The sequence below is a fragment of the Leeuwenhoekiella sp. H156 genome (assembly GCF_052218455.1).
GTDB lineage: Bacteria > Bacteroidota > Bacteroidia > Flavobacteriales > Flavobacteriaceae > Leeuwenhoekiella > Leeuwenhoekiella parthenopeia.
Map to the genome: position 1 here is coordinate 3875419 of NZ_CP197499.1, position 19891 is coordinate 3895309.

Sequence of the window (19891 nt, forward strand, 5' to 3'; positions counted from 1 at the left end):
TCTTTCATATACGTTCAAACGGAAGCTTTGGTTTTAATCTTACTTTTTAAATAGGCTGGCCGTAACTAAAACTTGCCCCAGATGTCTCTGGCTGTGTTCAGCAGCATGAAATAAAAGTCCTAATGTTGTTGAAGGTAAAGCTTTTCGGCCAACTTTTCGTTCCTCAAGTAGAATCGCAGTGTTAAGCGTTTTAAAATAAGCCAGAGCTTCGGTTACTTTGTGCTCAAAAGCCGCAATCAATATGTCAACACTGCTATTTTCTTGCTCAGTTCCTTCGTTTCTTAAATACTCAAACTGGGCTTCAGTGAGGGATTCCCCTTTGGCATAGGTCATCATTCGGTCTAAAACTCCGGTGAGGTGTTGCAGATGAAAACCCACGCTGGCTCTTCCAGCGGGTTTTGACCACAAGTGTTGCTCATCAAAGTCTTCAAGCCACACCGGTAATTCTTCACAAGTCTGCAATAAAGCATGCGCTGCTGGTTGCAGAAGTTGGGGTATGTCTGGGACAGGCCCACGCAGCCAGACTTCAGGTTGCCGGTTCTTTTTCATCTAAATAAGATTTTAGTTTATACCAATCATCAATTTTTGAATGCTTTTCGTGATGTAATGCCCTTTATGGGCTTTTCGAATTAATTCGTTGAAAGTTTAAAGCCCAAAACAACCGCCTGCTCACTTCCGCCTTCAAAAAAAGAATGCACATAATCAAGCCTGAAAAACTTGAATTTGCCAAAACCCAGATTGTCTAAGCCCAGATTGAATTCGGTATAGGGCTTATTTTCTAAAGTGGAAAGCGTGTGCACCCCTCCAATTAGATTAAGATTTAACGCGCGTATTCCCGGAATCTTACCCAGGATAAAACCTTTAAAGTTGTGTTCTACGTGTGCTTCAAAAAAGCTGTTCCTGGTGCTGTATTCGTAATAGGGCATATTGTTAAAACCGGTAAGACGCGTATCCCTGAAATTGAGATAAGTGCGGTTGCCATTAAAATGCTGATAATCTATAAAAGGGATTCCATCTGCATTAAAAAAGGTGCCGCCGCTAAAGGCATATCCCAGTATCCCTTTGTTTCCCAGACTGAGTTCCTGGCGTAGTTCGGCTTTTATTTCGGTGAAATTGTACTGCTTGTCGCTACCTGCAAATGCCTGCTCAGCACCCACGATTAAAGTAGGGTATTTAGACTCATCCAGATTGAACTTACCATCAGGATAACTCATATATTTTTGGTCAAAATGAATCACCGCCTGCAGATTTAACTTCGCCAGACTGTGTTTGCTAAAAGCCGCAGTGTTGAAATCATCAGGTGCCAGCGGATTGTTTGAAGTGTACCCAAAATCCCAGTCAAAAAAGGTCTGATCTGTGGTGTTAAACAGCGGACAGCGCTGCTCATAACCCAGTTGGGCGCTCAATTGCAATCCATTTACCAATTCTTCGCTATAGGCCAGACGCACAAACTCCAGATCATAGAGTTTTATGTGATTACGCTTCCAGATGAGGGTAGAGAAGGAGTTACCCAGTCTGGTGATGGGTTCTTCGGCATTAAATTGCTGCGCTTTGATACCTCCTGTAAGTGACAGCACACTTCTGCTGGTTCTGTTGAAGCGTTTGGCAATACGCCCCGTAAGCCGCAAACGGTCATCATCCAGACCGTAATTGGCTTGTGCAGATACACTAAAGGCCTGCTTATAATCTTCGGTCCAGCTGTTGTAAGACAGGCCCGCAAAGGCGTTAAAGCCCTGAACCGTATTAAAATTGATCGTCTTAATGGGGCTATCATAACTCAGCCTCCATCTCTTAAACGAATTTTGATAACTGTAACCCAAAATAGGATCGGCAAGACTAAAACGGTTTCTTACGCGGTCTACGGAATCTTTATACGGTTTTGAGTTGCGCTTTTCCTGCAAGCTGTCTTTAAAGGTGTAGTCGTTGCGCTCCTCAAGCGTAAGCGGCACCGGGCGTGCCAGTTGCCAGAAAACCGAATCTTTCTTATTGGCTTCGGGTTTAAAACTCAGGACTTCACGCGTAAAGGTGCCCCGTTCAAAATTCGGATTTAAATCGTAATTGCTGTACACTGCGGTAAATCTTCCGTTACCGCCAAAGCCCAACATTTTAAAACTGAAGTCGATATTCTGGGAAATTTTAACCCACAATTCGAGATTGGCATCGTACTTAAAACTGTGTTTAAATCCCAAGGATTCAATAAATGGAACCTGAATCGCTGCTCCATTGGTAGTAAGGTCAACACCATAAAGCTGCCAGTCGTCTTCTACGATGTAAAGCGTTCCTCTAAAAATGCGGTCGTTTTCCCGTTTTGGGCTGACGCTAATTTTATTGATGAGTTTGGCGCCTTCGCGAAAGGCACCTTCCAGTTTATAGGTGTAGTAATTAAAGGCATTGTCGGCCAGAGGTGAGACCAGTTCGGTATTGATTTCAAGGGTATTGTCGTAGAATGAAAATTCGGCTTCCTGAGCGCTGTTAAAACTGAAACCGTTATCATCCCCACTTACTTTACTGGCTGTGATAGTTTCTTTAAAATCGTCCGGCTTTCGCACAGCGATTTTAGAAAGGGTTTCGCTCAAATAGACAATACCGCTTCGGGTAGAATCGAGCCCGCCACCCAAATCGCCTATGTCCTGCCCGAAGAATTTTTCAGGGGCATTTTCTACGCGCCAGATTCCGCGGGAATAAAAATCTGCGGTATAGGCGTTTTTCTTTTCAAGAATTTGAGGTTTTTTGGCAATTACAGCCCGTATAATACGATCTGCAGGATTAGACTGAGCGTCTACAACCACTTCATCAAGTGACGTAGTTTCAGGCTTTAAAGTCACATCGAGCACATAGGGAAAGCGTTGCGGCTTAATTTCAATTTCCTGTTTGGTAAAACCTAAGAACTGAAAAACCAGCGTATAGGTTCCCGGTTTGTCAAGTTGCAACTGGTAGGTTCCCGAAGCATTTGTCGTGGTGCCCAGAGTGGCGTCTTTGACGTACACATTTACGTAAGGCAGGCTGTTGTTGTCTGCATCGGTAACCAGACCGGTAACCTGAGCCTGCAGCGTAAAACTGAAAAGCAGCAGCGCGAAGAAAAGTAGTTTTTGAATCATAAATACCTGTTAGGCACCCTTAGGAAGGTGTAATTAAGTTAAATCTCTAATTTAAAGACGTCTGCCTCAGGTATGGGTTGCAATTAATTATTAAATGCCTTTTTAATTTGCCCCAGTCTCTTCTTACTATCCCGTTCTTTAATAGCCTCGCGCTTATCGTAAAGCTTCTTACCTTTTGCCAGGGCAATCTGCATTTTGGCCAGACCGCGGTCGTTAATAAAAAGCCGAAGCGGCACAATGGTTAGACCACTGGTGCGTACTTCTTTCAGCAATTTATTCAACTCGCGACGGTTGAGCAAAAGCTTCCGGCTTTGTTTGGGATTGTGATTAAAGTAAGTGGCGTGTGAATACTCCTGAATGGTCATATTGATTACAAACAATTCATTGCCTTCAAACTCGCAAAAGCTTTCTGCAATTGAAGCTTTCCCCTCGCGTATCGATTTAATTTCGGTTCCTGCCAGTTTGATTCCCGCGGTGTATTTATCGAGAATCTCATATTCAAAGCGGGCCTTTTTGTTTTTTATATTTATGGTATTCGTTTGTTTCATCTTTGCAAATTGATAATACAGGCTTCTAAACTGCTTTTCTGAGTATATATCCCGTGATGCAGCCTAAAATACACACAAAAATACGATTTTAACAAGGTCTGAGGTCGTTGCTTTAAAATCCTTTACTTTTGTGGTGTTGAAATTTTTGGTTTAAAAGACCTAAATCTAAACCCTCTGCAGCACTTGAGTTGCGGGTTTAACGTGTGTTTATGAAAGCTCATAATGAGCATTAACAAATTAATTGCCATCAAAATAATTACAACACAGATTATTTGAGGTTAACACTATTTGAAATTGATGAAACCTATTTTTCTCATTCTTTTGATAATCAGCATCAGCGCCTGTAAAGAGCAGAAACCTGCCGAAGACCTTTCGGCATCAGTAATTATTGATAATGCTATTGAAAAGGCGGGAGGAAAAATCCTGGATACGGCAACAGTTTCTTTTCGCTTTCGGGATCGATTTTACCGTGCCAGACGGGATAATGGTCTTTACGAACTGGAGCGTTGTACAGATGCTGCCTGCAAAGACACGCTAGATCAGCTTACCAACTCAGATTTTAAGCGTTTTATTAACGAGAAACAGGTTAAGCTGGCAGATAGTCTTGTGGCAGGGCTTTCGGGAAGCGTCAACTCTGTGCACTATTTTTCAGTATTGCCTTATGGTTTAGATGCCGAAGCGGTTCAGGCTAAAAAAATAGGGGTAGATACCATAAATGGAAAGACCTATTATGAGGTGCACGTAAGTTTTGCCGAAAACGGTGGCGGAGAAGATTTTGAAGACGAGTATATGTACTGGTTTAATACCGAAAATTTTGAGGTTGATTATCTGGCGTACAATTATCATGTGAATGAAGGCGGAACCCGTTTTCGGGAAGCTATAAACCCACGGATTGTAAACGGCGTTCGCTTTGTAGATTACATCAATTACGAGCCCGAAACCACATTCCCTCCTTTAGAAGATTTAGACAGCCTTTTTCAGGCCGGAAAACTTAAAGAGCTTTCGCGCATCATACTGGAAGATGTGCAGGTCAATTAATCAAAAGACCAGTCGTTGTAGTCCTGCAATTCGGCTTGTGCCGCACCATTCTTGATTTTTACGATATAGAGATTGCCAAATAAACTGTCGTCAATTTCACCATATTGGTCTTCGCCCAAAATACTGTTTACAAAAGCCGGAGTGGTGTTGCTGTGGCCCACAATCAAAACCGTTTTTCCTGCAGTTTCCTGCTTAAATTTGTCATCATAAAGATTTTGCGCGTCATAGATAGTTAATGCTAAATCATTAGCCTCGGCTACCGGTATTGCCGTTTTACGGGTTCGCACAAAATCGGTACTGTACACCGCGTCAAAATCAATATCTTTCAAAGTCTGCGCCCAGAACTCGGCACGCGCCAGTCCTTTGGCAGTAAGATCAGGATCTGTACCGGCATCAGGACCTCGCTCCTTATCTGCGTGGCGTATAAGATAATAGGTCGCTTCCGTTACCGGGATCTCAGCCTTTGCCGTTTTTGGAGAGGTATCTTTACAGCTTAAAAGGGCTGCCAGGAATAAGATGAGTAGAGTTGTCGACGATCGCATAGTTCTTGTTTTAAGTAAAATTAACGCTTGTCCCGCAAAGATTAGCTTTTTGTTGGCGCAAATACTTCATTATTCAGGGTAATTTTATTCTAGTACTAATCAATAAACTTAAAGCTATGAATAGTGATCAATTAGAAGGAAAGTGGAAACAGGTAAAAGGAAAATTTAAAGAGGAGTATGGTGATGTCACTGACGACGATACCACACACGCCGAAGGTAAATTTGAACAAATGCTTGGAAAACTTCAGGAAAAAACCGGAAAAACCAAAGAGCAAATCAAAGAATGGATTGACAAACAATAGGTTAATCCTCTTATTATAATTGGTGATTGGGCTGTCTGTTAAGGCAGCCCTTTTTCGTGCAGGCTTTTTATGACTAAATTGCAGCCGATCTCATTCGTTTTTATTGGTTTTGATGCTGTATTTTCGCAGCATTATGCGCGCGGTTAAAACTTTTTCGGTTCCCCAAAATGATGATCTCCCGGAGCGTCTGCTTCACTGGGCATCGCAGGATTCCGTAAGCTGTTTACTTACTTCAAATGCGCACAAAAGCCGCTACGGCAGGTTTGAATTGCTTCTGGGAGTAGGGGTTAAAACCGATTTAAGCTGCACGGCTTCAAACGCATTTCAACAACTTTCAGAGTACCGCTTGCAAACTCAGGATTGGATTCTGGGATTTTTGACTTATGACTTAAAAAATGAAGTCGAAATGCTTCAGTCTGATAATCCTGATGCACTTTATTTTCCCGATCTCTATTTCTTTCAACCTTTAAAACTTGTGAAACTTAAAGCGGAAGGGCTTCAGTTTTTGTATTTACCGGAAGTGGCGCACGAAATAGATACTGACTACGAGACCATTTTTTCCGCAGATTTCCAGGATTTACAGACCGAAGCTTTAGAAACACCTAAAATTAAAGTGCGTTTCAATAAAGATGCCTACTGTGCTCAGGTTTCGCAAATGCTGGAAGAGATTAAACGCGGCACGATTTACGAGGCTAATTTTTGCCAGGAATTTTACGCGGAAGCCCAAATCAATCCCATCAAAAGTTTCCTGAAGCTAAATGCGATGTCCCGGGCACCCTTTGCGGCTTATTTCAGGCTGGGGGAGCAGTATGCCCTGTGTTCTTCTCCTGAACGCTACTTACAAAAGGCAGGAACTACGCTTATTAGCCAGCCAATAAAAGGTACTTCCAGACGGGGCCGGACTCCTGAAGAAGACTTTAGACTTAAGCAGACTCTGGAAAACGATCCTAAAGAGCGCTCTGAGAATATTATGATTACCGATTTGGTGCGTAATGATCTTTCACGGGTTGCCAGCAAAGGCAGTGTCCAGGTAGAAGAATTGTGCCGGATTTACACCTTTGAGCAGGTGCATCAAATGATTACCACCGTTAGCGCTGAGATTCCATCGGGTACAGATCCCGTTTTGTGCTTGAAACATACCTTCCCAATGGGCAGTATGACCGGAGCTCCCAAGATTTCGGCAATGCAAATTATAGAAAGACTTGAAAACCGAAAGCGCGGTTTGTACAGCGGTTCAATAGGTTATTTTACACCTGAGGATGATTTTGATTTCAACGTGGTGATACGCAGTATTCTTTACAATGCAGAACAAAAATACCTGTCGTTTACGGTGGGAAGTGCCATAACGGCCCGGGCCGTTCCCGAAAATGAGTACGAAGAATGCCTCATTAAGGCCAAGGCTATGTGTAAAACACTGGAATCCTAATCCAGATTAAGCAACTGTATTTTATTGCGCTGTATGTTGATGCGCCCTTCCAATTCCAGTTTTTTGAGTAATCTGGAAATCACCACGCGCGACGTATGCAGTTCGTACGCAATATCCTGATGGGTGCTGTTGAGTTCGTCACTCTGCGTGAGTTTTTGCTTATCGCGCAGATAGCGCAACAGGCGTTCATCCATTCGCATAAAAGCGATGCTGTCAAGGGTGTCGAGCATTTCTTTCAGGCGGTTTTGATAGCTATCAAATATAAAATTGCGCCAGGTTTTATATTTAGAACTCCATTCCTCCATTTTTTGGATGGGAACCATAATCAAAACGGTATCCAGCTCTGCAATGGCACGAATCTCACTTTTGCGCTGCCCACGGTTAAAGGAAAGCGTGAGAGCGCAGGTATCGCCTTTTTCCAGAAAATAAAGCAGGAGTTCGTCACCATCGGAATCTTCGCGTAATATTTTGATCGCCCCGGAAATGAGCAGCGGCATCGCGGTAATATACTGACCTATATCCATCAGTTTATCGCCTTCTTTTACCTCGCGCAAGCTTCCGGCTTCATTGATTTCTTTCAGTAATTCGGGCTCAAAAATGTGTCCGTAATGCAGTTGTAGCAATTCTTCCATAAGGGTAAAAATAAGGTGAATGTGTTGATATATGCTGAATTTTTTTCGTCTTAAATTTTAAAAAAGGGTTAAAGTACTGGCAAAAAAGCTCCAAAATTTTATATTAAGATGAAATCAAATTGAATTTATATGGCTGGTCACAGTAAATGGGCAAATATCAAACACCGCAAAGGCGCACAGGATAAGAAGCGCGCAAAACAGTTTACCCGCGCAATAAAAGAGATTACAGTCGCTATTAAAGAAAACAACCAAAATGGCGATCCTGATTCGAATCCGGCATTGCGCAATGCGATTCAGAACGCCAAAGGGGTTAATATGCCTAAAGACACCATCGAACGTGCGATTAAAAAGGCGAGTGGGGCAGATGCAGATAGTTATGAGCAAATGACTTTTGAAGGCTATGGTCCAAATGGAATCGCTTTTTTTATAGAATGTACCACTGACAATGCCAACCGCACAATTTCTTCGGTGCGTTCTATTTTTAGTAAAAATGGCGGAAGCCTGGGTACTAATGGTTCGCTGGAGTTTCTTTTTGACCGAAAAGGGGTTTTTACGTTAGATAAAACCGAAATAGAGCGGGATTTTGAGCTGTTGCAGCTTGAACTTATAGAAGGTGGTGCCGAATCTTTCGAAAATCACGAGGATGTTTTTGTGATTTATACCGAGTTTACCGATTTCGGAAAAATGGCGCAACATCTGGAAGCATTGAATATTGAAACCAAAAATGCCGAATTGCAGCGCATTCCGCTGAATACCATTGAGCTTCCGCTAAAAGAATCCCGCCAAATCCTCAATTTGATCGAAAAATTTGAAGATGATGATGACGTTCAAAACGTCTTTCACACCTTAGAATTTACCGAAGAACTGGAACTCGCTTTAGACGAGGAAGAATAAGTTAGTCTTTAGATTTTTCTTCTTTTTGATCAGCTTCCCTAGTCTCCGGATTTTGTTTGGTCTTTTTCGTTTTCGATTTCTTTTTAGCCTTTGATTTTTTCTTCTTCTTGGTCTTCTCTGAATTTTCTACTTCGGGCTCATTTTCAAACTGAAGCCGGGTTTTTGAAAGGTGTTTTCCATTCTCAAGCTCACAAATAAAACGCACCAGTTCCTCGCGAAGCTCACAATGTAAATCCCAGGTCGTTGAAGCGTCTTTGGCACTGCACAGGGCTCTGATTTTGATGCCGGTTTCGGTGGTTTCAACCACCTGTACTTTTGGAGGGTATTCCTCATCCCAGTTTTCATTGTCTTTTAAAATCTCCTCAAATTTCGTCCGTATTTTAGAAACATCAATCTCATAGTCGGCGTGCAGAATAATAGGTCGTATTTGATGTGCGCTGGTCATCGACCAGTTTTCAAAGGTGTTGGAAATGATGTGCTTCAGCGGAACAATGAGTCTTCTTTGATCCCAGGTACGCACCACCATATAGGTAAACCGAATATCTTCTACATAACCCCAGTCGTCATTGATGATCACAGTGTCCCCAATGCGGGCGGGGCGGGTGATGGCGATTTGAATTCCCGCGATAATATTACCCAGGGTGCTTTGGGCAGCCACCCCTAAAATAACGGTAGCAAGTCCGGCGGAAGCAATCAGGGAAATGCCCAGTTTTTCGAGGCTTCTAAACTGGGAGAGAATGACTGCAATCCCCACGATAATTACAATAAACGTGATTACGCGACGCGCCACCGATATGTAGGTCATCATCATACGCGCCTCGCTGTTTTCTTCAGGATCAGCATCCCCAATTTTGGTTTCTGCGACATAGACCATAAACGAGTCAATAAAACGCATTATAAACCAGGTAATGGTGCCAATAACGGCTATAAGCAAAATGGCGTATAAAGTGCTGGCAAATGAGCCGCCAAAGGATATGAGTTTGTTAAGCGTGATGTAGAAGAAGAGTACCCCAATGGCCCAGGCGGCAGGAGTCGCCAGTTTTTTTGCGATGGTTTTTACCCAGATTTGTTTTGATTTCCGAAACAAACGCCGCAAAATAAAAAGGCTGAATTTCCCAATAAGATAAGAGATAAAAATAAGCAGAAAGGTACCCGCAAATTTCCAGACGGGCATATTGAGCCATTTGATACGGGCCCAGTCGGGCATCATACGATCGAGCTGCCGCGGACCGTACTGCTCATAAAGCGCATCTATATTTTCGACTGTGTTTGCAGATATCAGCCAGAAGGCACCAAATTCTTTGTATTTAACCCGCTGCAGCCGCAGTACGATGTCTCTGCCATCGAGACCTATTTCCCCAAATACGACACTGCGCAAGGGCTTTCCGGAAATAGCTTTATTCGTTGCAGTGCTGATATCAATTTGCCCGTCGGGACGGTCTGAAAGGCTTCCCCAGTCAATACTCACCCGCTGATTGAGAATAAAGTACAGTTTTTCGGCAAGGGTAGCGGCCTGTTCCGGAGTCAGGCTGTCTGGTAACAGGTTTAAGTTTAAAGCGTAAGCGGCATCTTCGTAGTTTCCGCTTCGGGCGCTCACCACAAAATGCTCAAGAGTAGCCTGCGGTGATTGAAAGTTGAATTTATTGGGCGGTAGCCCTATTGCTTCATTGAGGCGGTTTACAACATAATAGGCTTCATTGTATTCCTGCAGGGCATTTACACCATAATCGCCATTTTCAGGCACCGTAGCATCACTTGAAGGTAACAATCTGCCATTCGTAGTGGCGGTACTGTCTGACTCCTGAGCAGACAAAAATGGGAATATAAATACTAAAAATAGTAGGGTGGCAGCCTGTTTTGTTTTCATAGATTGAAAGATACCAAGGATCAATCTGATGAAGTATTAGCATTTCGTTAAAAGAAACTGATTTGCAGGGCAGATGTATTATAATTTGTAGTAATTTAAAGAATCGTTTTAATTTTCAGTAAAAGGTATTGGTCGACTGAAGTATCAGTACCTTAAATTAAATGTATAATTAACATTTAATTAATGATTTTGTGGTTAAATAGTTTCAAATTAGTCGCATTAATCGCTTAAGATTAGCCTTTTAGTTTATTGATATTTATTAGGTTTACCATTTTACAAGTTGACCTGTCATTTTTGCCCTTTTAAAGAAAGCAGAACCCTGCATCCGTTTTCTAAATGGTAATTAATTGAGAAAAAGGAGGTCTATTTAAGGAAGCTATAAAGCAAAGCGGAAGCCAATTAGGGCAATTGTTAGTTTATGAAGAATTTTTTATTTGTTTCGGCCGAGAACGATGCATTGGCAAATTGCAAAGCCGGCGGAATGGCTGATGTGGTGCGTGATGTACCCAGACAATTAGCAGCAGCAGGCGATCAGGTACACGTGGTGGTACCGGCCTACAACAGACTCCATAAGAAGGGTCGTTTTATTACCCAATTAAAAATACGCATTCAGGGCCAGGAGACTGTCGCTGAGATCTATGAGGTAGCACCCAAAACGCACTATAACGGGATCACACACTACGTCATACACCATCCACAAATTGTGGAAGGGAATATTGCCCATATCTATAATGATGATCCTGAAGAGCCCTTTTTTACAGATGCGGTAAAGTATTTTATTTTTAATACAGCAGTTGCTCAGGCGGTAAAGCAAAATATTTTTGATCACGTAGATATCGCCCATTTACATGACTGGCATACGGCACTATTGGTTTTTCATCGTGCATTTAACCCGGCCTATGAGGTCTTAAGGCAAACGCATTTTGTCTACAGTATTCACAATCTGAGTCTTCAGGGTATTCGTCCGCTTCGTGACAATTATGCTTCGGTTGAAGCTTTTTTTCCTGAAATACCATACGACTATCATAAGGTGAGCGATACCCGTTATCCCGATTGTATCAATCTTATGGCGGTGGGCATACGACTGTGCGATCAGGTGCATACCGTGAGTCCGTCGTATATGCAGGATATTATGAAGCCCAGTAATAAGCCTGAGTTCATTGGCGGTGAGGGACTTGAACATGATCTGATTGCAGCCCATCAGCAGGGCAGGTTGCACGGTATTCTTAACGGGGTGAATTATGCCAATATGCGGGTCGCTCAAAAAGGTAAACTGTACACAAACATTTTAAAGCAGATTTACCGATGGATTCAGGAGGAGTCTAAAAAATATAAGGCCGATATTTTAGCCAATACGGGCGAAAAGGTAGTCGAATTGTTAGATAATCCGCCTTCGTTTATCGCTTCGAGCGTGGCTCGTATGACCGAGCAAAAGTTTTATTTCTTTAAACGAAATCCTTTGGCCCTGAAAACCATTTTAGAGAAGCTGAAGGCCAATAATGCCATTTTCATTTTGTTAGGTACCGGTGAACCGGAATATGAGGTCCTGATGCGTGAAATAAGCTATCAGCATTCCAATTTTATTTTTATAAACGGGCAGTCCGAAGATATCATTGATTCCATTTACCTGGAGTCTGATTTATATTTTATGCCCAGCCTTTTTGAGCCTTGTGGCATAAGCCAAATGCTGGCTATGCGCAATGGCGTGCTTTGCCTGGTGCACCATACCGGTGGTCTCATTGATACCGTTCAGGACGGTGTAGATGGTTTTGCTTTTAAGGGCGAAAGCATCAACGAGACGATTAACAATATGGTAACTGCATTTGACAGGTGTTTAAGCGTTTTTAATGAAGATAAAACCACATGGAAGAAGATGCGCAAGAAAGCCAAAGCAGCCCGTTTTTCCTGGGAAGACTCGGTGAATGAATACTATGCAAAGCTTTATACCTATTAATAAAACTGAAATCCCCAAAGCATCAAACTTCGGGGATTTTTAAATTTTAAGTTCACCGTTATTATTCTAACAGTTCAAAGTCATTTTGTAGGATTACCTATACACCCGAAGTTTTGGATCTGTTGTTTAACAAATGCGTTTTATAGCAAGCATTTAATTTTCAACTTAAACAGGAAGACTAATCGCAACAGTTGAACCCTTGCCGAGTTGCGAAAGAATGGAAAGTTTAGAGCCAATGAGTTTGCTGCGCTCGCGTAAAGTTTTCATCCCAAGACCGCTCGTGAATGTGTCTGAATTCAGATCAAAACCGGTGCCCTGATCGTGAATAAATACCTGAATTTCTTTGGCGTCCCGTTTTATAATAACCTGGGCTACCTGAGTATTTGAATACTTCACCATATTATTAATCGATTCCTGAATCATCCGGTAGAGGTGAAGGGCACGATCCCGATCTACCAGATCGTCAACAAAATTGATGTCGGTTTCAAAACGTATTTTGGTATTTTTTTCTGTTTCCCGGATCAGGGCATTGACTGCTGCGGTAAAACCATTTAAGTCAAGGCTTGCGGGATGCAGACTTTTGGTAATTGCCCTAAGTTCTTTAATCGAATCATCTGCAAGTTGTTCATCGTCTTCATTATCAGACTGGTCTATAAGCCGGCGTTTCAATAAAACCAGTTTTTGGCCTAGACTATCGTGTAATTCGCGAGCGAGGCGTGAGCGCTCTTCTTCCTGAGCGACCAGTAATTTATGAGAAAACTCCTGTTGTGTTCTCTGCTTTTGTTTTGCTCTTCGTCTTGAATTCCATAAAAACAACGCCACGATTAGTATTGCGCTTATGAGTATTCCCAAGGTAATCCTTTGCTTCTGCGCCTTATTTTTGGCGTTTAGTAAGTCGATGTCTTTTTGTTGCAGAGCTATTTGCTGTTCTTTTTTTTCGGTTTCGTATTGTGTTTGCAGGTAAGTGAAATTCTGTACTTTCTTGACCGAGCTTATAGAATCCCGCATTTGGTAATATTCCAGCAGGTAATCCTGCGATTCCCCCGTACGGCCTAATTTTTTAAGTATTTTGGATAGAGCCTTCTTTGCCCGGTAATTTTCATAAAATGCACCAGATTTTATAGCAAGACTTTCAAAAGCCTTCCCGGCTTCCAGCGCCTCAGCAAGATTGTTTACCGCAAAATTATAGGACATTTTTGCGTACAAAAATTCAATTTCATTGGGTTCTTTCCGGTAATAATCTGGGCCGGACATTAACTTATCAAAGTACTTTTTTGCCAGGTCAAGTGAATCGGTTTCAGCGTATGCTGTAGTAAATGCGGCAAGAAGAGCCGGCTCAAAAACATCGTTGTATTTAGACTTTTTGGCGTAATAAGCGGCTTTTTTAAGGCTGGCAATACGCTGTTTATGAAGGTTTAACAAAGAATAGTCATAAGCCTGGTTGAAATACAGCGGCACCAGACTTCCGTAATTTTGGGTTTTTTCAGCCAAAACCTTAGAGCGCTTGCGGTAAAGATTTGCTTCATCAAAGAAATCATTCTTGGCAAAAATCACAGCCAAAGAATTTAAAGAACCCTGAATGTTGAACGTATCCTTTACCTGTTCAAAAATATCCAGGCTTTTTTGGTAATTGGTTACCGCGTCATTAAAGTTGCCCAGCTTTTCGAATAATTGACCCCTGTAGAGGTTTACAAAACCATTAAGCCTTTGATTCTCCAATTGCCGTGCAAAATATCCCGCAGAATCATAAAGTTTTAAGGCTTCTCCCGTCTCAGATAGGAAGTAGTAACTGTCTGCTGCATTGAGCAATAAGCGCCCTTTTGCGTGATTATCTGTGACTTTTGGAAAGACCTTTAATGCATTTTGATAAATTGCTTTACCCTGATCAGGAAGAGAAATGATACTGTTTTTGAAATAGATACGATCTGCGGCAAGCTCTGTAGCTTTGTTAACCGAATCCAATTCTAAAGCCAGCCGGTAAGCCGCATCAGAAATCGAATCATATCCTGCTGAAGCATCGTAGTCCAAAGCACCGCTCAGGCTATCCAAAAGGCGCAGGCGTTCTCCGGGCGGAACTGTTTGGAGTTTTTCACGAAACCCGATGCGCTCCTTTTTTCCAGAATCCTGAGCAAAAAATGCAAGAGGTAAAAAGAGGAGAAACAGCGTAAAGGCTTTGAAAACCATAAACTTATAATTTACACCAAATATATCATGTTCCTGATAAGGAGAACGATTTGGGGCGCTTTATAAACCTGTTATTATAGCTAAAATCCTGTTTAGCCGCCTATGGCAATCATACTGCGGTTGTTGTTGTGCAAGTCGGGATTGGTAAGTTGGTCAAAATCGGTCATTCCGGCGCGTACCGCTTTCTTTTTATTTAGGGCTGCATCGATAAGTGTTTCCAGGTTTTCGCCTGCGCGAAAGGGTTTCAGCAAATTGGTTTCCTCGTTAGAAAACAGGCAGTTTTTGAGTTTGCCATCTGCGGTGAGCCTGATGCGGTTGCAGCTGTCACAAAACGGATTGGTCACCGAACTGATTATGCCGAAGCTTCCGCGATAGCCTTCAATCCTGAAGTTTCTGGCCGTAAAATTTTGCTCATTGGGAAGTGGTTGCAGGGCTTTGACCCCAAAATGATCGTTTACGCGATTTAAAATTTCGGCCTGACTCACGAGCTTGTTTTTGTTCCAAAGGTTTCCGTCAAAAGGCATAAACTCGATGAAGCGCACGTTGATGTTTCGGTCTTTGGTGAGCGCTACGAAGTCCACGATTTCATCTTCATTAAAATCTTTCATCAACACCGCGTTCAGTTTTACATCAAAACCTTCATCCAGAAGCTGATTGATGTTGTCAAAAGCCTGCTTATACTCATCACGGCGCGTGATAAACTTAAACTTTTCGGGATTTAAGCTATCAAGACTTACGTTGATCGCGTTGAGTCCAAAACGTTTAAAATCGTCAATAAACCGGTGGGTAAGGAGCGCGTTTGTGGTTATCGATAATTTCACCGGAAGCTTTGCCAGCCTTTCAAGAATAGCAGAGAAATCTTTGCGTACCAAAGGTTCACCGCCCGTCAACCGAATTTTGTCAACCCCGTTAGCGACAAAGATTTTTGCAATGGCTTCAATCTCGTCTGCCGTCATCAAATGCGCACGCGGTGTTAGTGCAATCCCATCGTGGGGCATGCAATAGGTGCAACGCAGGTTACACTTTTCGGTGAGTGAAATGCGCAGGTAATTGTGCGTTCGGCCGTGGGAGTCGGTTAGTATGGGAGTTATTTTAGTCATTGGCATTGTGCTGGGCACCTCTTAATATTTTAAAAACATGTAATAAATGCGGAAAAACCGCATCCATAGATTCTTTTGCTCCGTTTGTCGAACCGGGCAGGGCAAGTACCAGGCAATTGCCCAGCGTACCGGCAACGCTACGCGAAAGCATCGCATAGGGCATACGATCCTGACCGTATTTACGTATAGCTTCTTCAATACCGGGAATACGCCGTTCTAAAATAGGCTCCAGCGCTTCGGGCGTAACGTCACGCATACTCAAACCCGTACCACCGGTATAAATAAGCAGGTTTACGGTGTCTGAAAGTTCAAAAGCCTTGCTGCGTATGGTCTCCAGATCATCGGGGATGATCTCATAACCCTGAATCTGCACGTCGTGTTGTTGCAGCTTTTCAATAATGGCCTTTCCTGCACGATCTTCTTTTTTACCCTCAGAAATCGAATCGGAACACACAATAATGTGTGCGCTCAACCGGGCCGGATTTTGGTCTTTAAAGCTGCTTTTTCCGCCTTTTTTATGAAGCAGTTTTACGGTGCTTATTTCAATCTCCTTATCGATGGGCTTGAGCATATCGTACATCGTAAGCGCAATAATCGAAGCGCCGTGCATCGCCTCAACTTCAACCCCGGTTTTATAAACCGTCTTTACCGTGATCTCAATAAAAACCGAAAGACCTTCGATTTTATAATCAACAGCCGTGTACTCGATGGGCAGGGGATGACAATCGGGAATGCTGGTGTGGGTATTTTTTACTGCGAAAAGTCCGGCGGTTTTGGCCATTTCAAATACGTTCCCTTTAGGTACTGTATTCTTTTGAAGCGCCTCAACCGTTTCGGCTTTGCTAAGCTTTACAATTGCCTGAGCTGTCGCGCTGCGTAGGGTGTTTATTTTATGGGTAATGTCTACCATGTTTTATTTTTATTGCTATTATTATTTTTATTGGACACTCTGGAAACTGAGACTTCCTACTTGTAACTGTTAATGGTTAAACGTTAATAGATTAATGAGTTATTTGAAATCACTTATAACTGACTTTTAACCTTTTACTTTTCACTTCTCACCTGCAACTTGTAATCCGCCAACTGCTTACTGAGACTGCCAACTGAGGCTCAACTAAGAATTCACTTTCCACTGATGGCTTTGGTCTTCAAAAATCTCTTTTCCGAAGATGGGTGTGCGGTCTTTAACCTGATTAACAATCCACTCTGTGGCAGAATACACTTCTTTTCTGCGCTTCGCGGAAACAAAAACGAAAAAGCATACTTCCCCGGTTTTGATCGTACCCAGGCTGTGGTAAATGTGCATACAGATCAGATCAAATTTTTCAAAGGCTTCTTCTCGTATTTCGTGTAATTTTTCGTTAGCCAATTCTTCGTAGCAGGTGTACTCAATTGCAGCAACGGCTTTGCCTTCCATTTCATCTGCCCGTACCTGACCCAAAAAGATATTGTGCGCGCCTATGCTGGTTTTGCTTTGATGCTTGGCGATAGCATCTCCTATAAATGCACTGCTGATGGGACCTTCTATAAATACTTTTTTCATTTTGTAGCTTTTTTTGTTTGATCGTTTAATCGTTGAACTGTTGATGCGTTTAATCGTTAATCTACCTGGGATTTGCGGAGCGCATTTGTAAGGTTTGCTATTTTTTCGATCATTTTGCGCAATTCCAAATATTCTTTTTCTGCAATAAATTCTAATTCTTTTGCAATGATGAGTTGGTTAAGAAGCTCCATCAAAGACGAATAGGATAGTGTTGTAAAATGCGATTTATCCTTTTTAGTTTGACGCGATGTCCCTTCGGCCAGATTAGAAGCCACAGATACTGAACTTCTGCGCATTTGACTCGTTAAACCGAAACGCTCATCTGCGGGAAAACTTTGAGTTTGTTTATAGAGTTCTTTAATCATTTTAATAGACTCTTGCCAGGCAGTCAATTTTTCGAAGGAGAATACGTACATTTTTTTTGGTTTTAGTTATTGATGTTTAATGGTTTATGTGTTGAAGCGTTTAATCGTAAAAAAAATGGATACAAATATACTTAGCGCTGATTATAAGCTAGTTGTGCTCTTTTAAGCTCTGGTTTTAACATTTTTAATTTGATTTCTATTTCAGAAAAAACATCTTACGATTCCACGATTCCACGATTCCACGATTCCACGATTCCACGATTCCACGATTCCACGATTCCACGATTCCACGATTCCACGATTCCACGATTCCACGATTCCACGATTCCACGATTCCACGATTCCACGATTCCACGATTCCACGATTCCACGATTCCACGATTCCACGATTCCACGATTCATAACTTTTCAACTCTTATCAACTGATTCAATTCCCGCGCTCCTTCCTGTAATGCCTTTACTCCGGTAAAACCTGAATCTCTCATCTGTTCCACCGCAAGCTTCGCCCGTTTTCCACTTTGGCAAAACACATAAAAGGTTTCATCAGGATCCAGTTGCTGTTGTGCGGTTTCGAGTTCGCCTAGCGGAATTTCAATAAGCCTGTGCATTTGCAATCGCGGTTGTTCATCGGGTTGTCGTACATCAATGAAAACCCCCGTTTCAAGCAGTTCCGGATGAAAATTCAGGGTTTGAATTTCTTCTTTTAAATGCTTTTCCTTGTAAAAAGCCTCTGTGATCTGCGGCGTTTCTTTTTTTGTAAACTGAAAGCGTTCCTGAGTTGCATTCAGGCAATTGTAAATCAATAATTCACCTGAAAGCACCCTTCCGGTTCCTAAAATAATCTTCATCACTTCCTGCGCCTGAAGCATTCCAATCAGGCCGACAGCAGTTCCCAATACTCCGGCTTCAGCGCAACTGGGCGCTTCAACAGCCTGTGGAAATAAACAGCGATAGGTTGGTCCGTTTTGATAATTAAATACCGAAACCTGACCTTCAAAACGGTGAATGCTTCCGTAAACCACGGGCTTTTGTGTAACTACCGCGGCATCGTTAATCAGGTAACGCACGCTTATACGATCTGTAGCATCTACAATTACATCAAAATCAGCAAACAACGCTAACGCATTTTTTCCGCTTAGAAACTCAGTTGTAACTTCAATTACACAGTCCGGATTTTGCTCTTCTAAACGTTCTTTTGCGATTTCGGCCTTAAACCTTCCTACATCTTTTGCGGAATACAAAACCTGCCGGTGCAGATTGCTTTCTTCAATACGATCGCCGTCTACAATCCCCAGTGTTCCCACACCCGAAGCGGCCAGATAGGGCAGGAGCGCACAACCCAACCCCCCGGCGCCAATAACGAGCACGCGGGATTCAGCCAGTTTTTGCTGCCCGCTTTCCCCGATTTGAGGTAAAATGATTTGGCGTTGATAACGACTCATAGGTGCTTAAATTACTATAACAAGACGCTGTCTTGTGATTCTCTAGTTCACCTCCCTTTTGGGGAGGTCGAAATTACTTTGTTAATTTCGGGTGGGGTAAAATTTCCCGGCTCTATGCATTAGAGCCGGGAAATTTTATCCACCGGCATAAGGTGGAAGCAGGGCTACCACATCGCCTTCATTTAAATTCACATTTTCTTCGGCATCCACCAGCTTTTGATTGATCGCAAGCTGAAAGGGGATGTGACTTATGGCATACTGCGCCTGTAAGTGTTCCAGTAATTCCTGAGTGTTTTGAGCTTTGATGCTGCGGATTTCCTCGTGACTGCCCATCACGTCAACCAGCTGGCCAAAGTATTTCAGTGTTACTTCCATATTAAATATTCTTTTGTATTTCAGCCAAAGCTTCGGGCGTATTGACATTGGTCAGGCTACGCGTATCGGCAATGGCTATTTCTCTATAGGTTTGAGTTTTAATAAAATCAATCAGTTTTAAACGGTTTTGCTGCAAGGCGAATTCTAAATCAGGTAAAAGTGCTTTAGAATAGACTCCTATTAGCGGATGCCAGTTTTCGTTCGCTGTTGCGAAATGAATGTTTGCATCGGGATTTGAAAGCGCGGCGTCTACAAGCCGGGTCAGGGTCTGTGAATTGATCAGCGGAATGTCACAACTTAAAATCAACACACGTCCTTCCTGTGTATGGTTCAATGCCGCATGAATGCCTCCCAGCGGACCTTTATCTTTATAAATGTCTGCAACCAATGGTAAGCCAAATTGCTCGAAATTCCGGTTTTCGCTTACCAAACAGATAGTAGTTGTTGTTTTATTTAATGCATTGACAACGTGTTTGATAAATGGTTCTTCCTGAAGCAAAACTAAAGCCTTGTCGCGCTTCATCCGGGAGCTTTTTCCTCCACAAAGAATGTATGCCGGTATGTTATAATTTGCGCTCATA

General features: G+C 42.5%; 19 protein-coding genes. 5 read left to right on the plus strand and 14 right to left on the minus strand.

The annotated features are described in order from the left end of the window. Positions 1-39: 39 nt before the first annotated feature. The 3 genes from ACSSS3_RS16415 to smpB all read right to left on the minus strand — a co-directional run bounded on the left by ACSSS3_RS16415 (position 40) and on the right by smpB (position 3646). Positions 40-549: a DinB family protein gene (locus ACSSS3_RS16415; protein WP_442845534.1), complete on the minus strand. Its 510-nt coding sequence runs from the start codon at positions 547-549 to the stop codon at positions 40-42. 80 nt (positions 550-629) lie between these two features. Then, positions 630-3098, minus strand: a complete 2469-nt coding sequence (locus tag ACSSS3_RS16420; RefSeq protein WP_442845535.1) for a DUF5686 and carboxypeptidase regulatory-like domain-containing protein — start codon at positions 3096-3098, stop codon at positions 630-632. A gap of 83 nt (positions 3099-3181) precedes the next feature. Next, complete coding sequence (gene smpB / locus ACSSS3_RS16425) at positions 3182-3646, minus strand: SsrA-binding protein SmpB (RefSeq protein ID WP_228229691.1); 465 nt, start codon at positions 3644-3646, stop codon at positions 3182-3184. A gap of 297 nt (positions 3647-3943) precedes the next feature. Between smpB and ACSSS3_RS16430 the strand changes: the two genes are divergently transcribed. Continuing rightward, positions 3944-4684: a DUF6503 family protein gene (locus ACSSS3_RS16430; protein WP_442845536.1), complete on the plus strand. Its 741-nt coding sequence runs from the start codon at positions 3944-3946 to the stop codon at positions 4682-4684. Here the strand turns inward: ACSSS3_RS16430 and ACSSS3_RS16435 are convergent. Beyond that, a complete protein-coding gene (locus ACSSS3_RS16435; RefSeq protein WP_442845537.1) occupies positions 4681-5226 on the minus strand; it encodes a SixA phosphatase family protein in 546 nt (181 codons plus the stop codon). The two genes, ACSSS3_RS16430 and ACSSS3_RS16435, sit on opposite strands and share 4 nt — an antisense overlap. Positions 5227-5342: 116 nt before the next feature. Here ACSSS3_RS16435 and ACSSS3_RS16440 point away from each other — a divergent pair, with 116 nt between their 5' ends. Both ACSSS3_RS16440 and ACSSS3_RS16445 read left to right on the plus strand, forming a co-directional pair. Further along, on the plus strand, positions 5343-5528 hold the full coding sequence (locus ACSSS3_RS16440; RefSeq protein WP_228229694.1) for a CsbD family protein: 186 nt from the start codon (positions 5343-5345) through the stop codon (positions 5526-5528). Positions 5529-5640: 112 nt separating this feature from the next. Then, on the plus strand, positions 5641-6954 hold the full coding sequence (locus ACSSS3_RS16445) for an anthranilate synthase component I family protein (RefSeq protein ID WP_442845538.1): 1314 nt from the start codon (positions 5641-5643) through the stop codon (positions 6952-6954). On the opposite strand, the gene ACSSS3_RS16450 is transcribed toward ACSSS3_RS16445, so the two are convergent. Then, positions 6951-7586, minus strand: a complete 636-nt coding sequence (locus ACSSS3_RS16450; protein ID WP_442845539.1) for a Crp/Fnr family transcriptional regulator — start codon at positions 7584-7586, stop codon at positions 6951-6953. The two genes, ACSSS3_RS16445 and ACSSS3_RS16450, sit on opposite strands and share 4 nt — an antisense overlap. Positions 7587-7715: 129 nt before the next feature. On the opposite strand from ACSSS3_RS16450, the gene ACSSS3_RS16455 reads away from it, so the two are divergent. After that, positions 7716-8480, plus strand: coding sequence for a YebC/PmpR family DNA-binding transcriptional regulator (locus ACSSS3_RS16455; RefSeq protein ID WP_442845540.1), 765 nt, complete (start codon positions 7716-7718; stop codon positions 8478-8480). A gap of 1 nt (position 8481) precedes the next feature. On the opposite strand, the gene ACSSS3_RS16460 is transcribed toward ACSSS3_RS16455, so the two are convergent. Further along, positions 8482-10347 (minus strand): mechanosensitive ion channel domain-containing protein, encoded by a 1866-nt coding sequence (locus tag ACSSS3_RS16460; protein WP_442845541.1) that lies wholly within the window; start codon positions 10345-10347, stop codon positions 8482-8484. A gap of 418 nt (positions 10348-10765) precedes the next feature. Here ACSSS3_RS16460 and ACSSS3_RS16465 point away from each other — a divergent pair, with 418 nt between their 5' ends. After that, complete coding sequence (locus ACSSS3_RS16465) at positions 10766-12301, plus strand: glycogen synthase (RefSeq protein ID WP_442845542.1); 1536 nt, start codon at positions 10766-10768, stop codon at positions 12299-12301. Between the two features lie 165 nt (positions 12302-12466). Here ACSSS3_RS16465 and ACSSS3_RS16470 read toward each other — a convergent pair whose 3' ends face one another. From ACSSS3_RS16470 to mobA, 8 genes are all read right to left on the minus strand, one after another. Continuing rightward, positions 12467-14485 (minus strand): tetratricopeptide repeat-containing sensor histidine kinase, encoded by a 2019-nt coding sequence (locus tag ACSSS3_RS16470; protein WP_442845543.1) that lies wholly within the window; start codon positions 14483-14485, stop codon positions 12467-12469. A 92-nt stretch (positions 14486-14577) separates the two neighbouring features. Beyond that, the gene (gene moaA, locus ACSSS3_RS16475; protein WP_228229701.1) at positions 14578-15585 is read right to left on the minus strand and encodes a GTP 3',8-cyclase MoaA; all 1008 of its coding nucleotides are present in this window, start codon (positions 15583-15585) and stop codon (positions 14578-14580) included. Beyond that, positions 15578-16495, minus strand: a complete 918-nt coding sequence (gene moaCB / locus ACSSS3_RS16480; RefSeq protein WP_442845544.1) for a bifunctional molybdenum cofactor biosynthesis protein MoaC/MoaB — start codon at positions 16493-16495, stop codon at positions 15578-15580. Before moaCB ends, moaA begins: the two co-directional genes overlap by 8 nt. A 204-nt stretch (positions 16496-16699) precedes the next feature. Next, positions 16700-17128: a molybdenum cofactor biosynthesis protein MoaE gene (locus tag ACSSS3_RS16485; RefSeq protein WP_442845545.1), complete on the minus strand. Its 429-nt coding sequence runs from the start codon at positions 17126-17128 to the stop codon at positions 16700-16702. A gap of 56 nt (positions 17129-17184) precedes the next feature. After that, complete coding sequence (locus ACSSS3_RS16490; protein WP_442845546.1) at positions 17185-17544, minus strand: four helix bundle protein; 360 nt, start codon at positions 17542-17544, stop codon at positions 17185-17187. Between the two features lie 347 nt (positions 17545-17891). Next, a complete protein-coding gene (locus tag ACSSS3_RS16495) occupies positions 17892-18935 on the minus strand; it encodes a ThiF family adenylyltransferase (RefSeq protein WP_442845547.1) in 1044 nt (347 codons plus the stop codon). 135 nt (positions 18936-19070) lie between these two features. After that, the gene (locus ACSSS3_RS16500; protein ID WP_442845548.1) at positions 19071-19310 is read right to left on the minus strand and encodes a MoaD/ThiS family protein; all 240 of its coding nucleotides are present in this window, start codon (positions 19308-19310) and stop codon (positions 19071-19073) included. Between the two features lies 1 nt (position 19311). Continuing rightward, the gene (gene mobA, locus ACSSS3_RS16505; protein ID WP_442845549.1) at positions 19312-19890 is read right to left on the minus strand and encodes a molybdenum cofactor guanylyltransferase; all 579 of its coding nucleotides are present in this window, start codon (positions 19888-19890) and stop codon (positions 19312-19314) included. Between the last annotated feature and the right edge of the window lies 1 nt (position 19891).

Excerpts from the sequence above, each read along its gene's own strand:
- ACSSS3_RS16415 (WP_442845534.1), bottom strand. The coding sequence starts at position 549 with ATGAAAAAGAACCGGCAACCTGAAGTCTGGCTGCGTGGGCCTGTCCCA.
- ACSSS3_RS16420 (WP_442845535.1), bottom strand. The coding sequence starts at position 3,098 with ATGATTCAAAAACTACTTTTCTTCGCGCTGCTGCTTTTCAGTTTTACG.
- smpB (WP_228229691.1), bottom strand. The coding sequence starts at position 3,646 with ATGAAACAAACGAATACCATAAATATAAAAAACAAAAAGGCCCGCTTT.
- ACSSS3_RS16430 (WP_442845536.1), top strand. The coding sequence starts at position 3,944 with ATGAAACCTATTTTTCTCATTCTTTTGATAATCAGCATCAGCGCCTGT.
- ACSSS3_RS16435 (WP_442845537.1), bottom strand. The coding sequence starts at position 5,226 with ATGCGATCGTCGACAACTCTACTCATCTTATTCCTGGCAGCCCTTTTA.
- ACSSS3_RS16440 (WP_228229694.1), top strand. The coding sequence starts at position 5,343 with ATGAATAGTGATCAATTAGAAGGAAAGTGGAAACAGGTAAAAGGAAAA.
- ACSSS3_RS16445 (WP_442845538.1), top strand. The coding sequence starts at position 5,641 with ATGCTGTATTTTCGCAGCATTATGCGCGCGGTTAAAACTTTTTCGGTT.
- ACSSS3_RS16450 (WP_442845539.1), bottom strand. The coding sequence starts at position 7,586 with ATGGAAGAATTGCTACAACTGCATTACGGACACATTTTTGAGCCCGAA.
- ACSSS3_RS16455 (WP_442845540.1), top strand. The coding sequence starts at position 7,716 with ATGGCTGGTCACAGTAAATGGGCAAATATCAAACACCGCAAAGGCGCA.
- ACSSS3_RS16460 (WP_442845541.1), bottom strand. The coding sequence starts at position 10,347 with ATGAAAACAAAACAGGCTGCCACCCTACTATTTTTAGTATTTATATTC.
- ACSSS3_RS16465 (WP_442845542.1), top strand. The coding sequence starts at position 10,766 with ATGAAGAATTTTTTATTTGTTTCGGCCGAGAACGATGCATTGGCAAAT.
- ACSSS3_RS16470 (WP_442845543.1), bottom strand. The coding sequence starts at position 14,485 with ATGGTTTTCAAAGCCTTTACGCTGTTTCTCCTCTTTTTACCTCTTGCA.
- moaA (WP_228229701.1), bottom strand. The coding sequence starts at position 15,585 with ATGACTAAAATAACTCCCATACTAACCGACTCCCACGGCCGAACGCAC.
- moaCB (WP_442845544.1), bottom strand. The coding sequence starts at position 16,495 with ATGGTAGACATTACCCATAAAATAAACACCCTACGCAGCGCGACAGCT.
- ACSSS3_RS16485 (WP_442845545.1), bottom strand. The coding sequence starts at position 17,128 with ATGAAAAAAGTATTTATAGAAGGTCCCATCAGCAGTGCATTTATAGGA.
- ACSSS3_RS16490 (WP_442845546.1), bottom strand. The coding sequence starts at position 17,544 with ATGTACGTATTCTCCTTCGAAAAATTGACTGCCTGGCAAGAGTCTATT.
- ACSSS3_RS16495 (WP_442845547.1), bottom strand. The coding sequence starts at position 18,935 with ATGAGTCGTTATCAACGCCAAATCATTTTACCTCAAATCGGGGAAAGC.
- ACSSS3_RS16500 (WP_442845548.1), bottom strand. The coding sequence starts at position 19,310 with ATGGAAGTAACACTGAAATACTTTGGCCAGCTGGTTGACGTGATGGGC.
- mobA (WP_442845549.1), bottom strand. The coding sequence starts at position 19,890 with ATGAGCGCAAATTATAACATACCGGCATACATTCTTTGTGGAGGAAAA.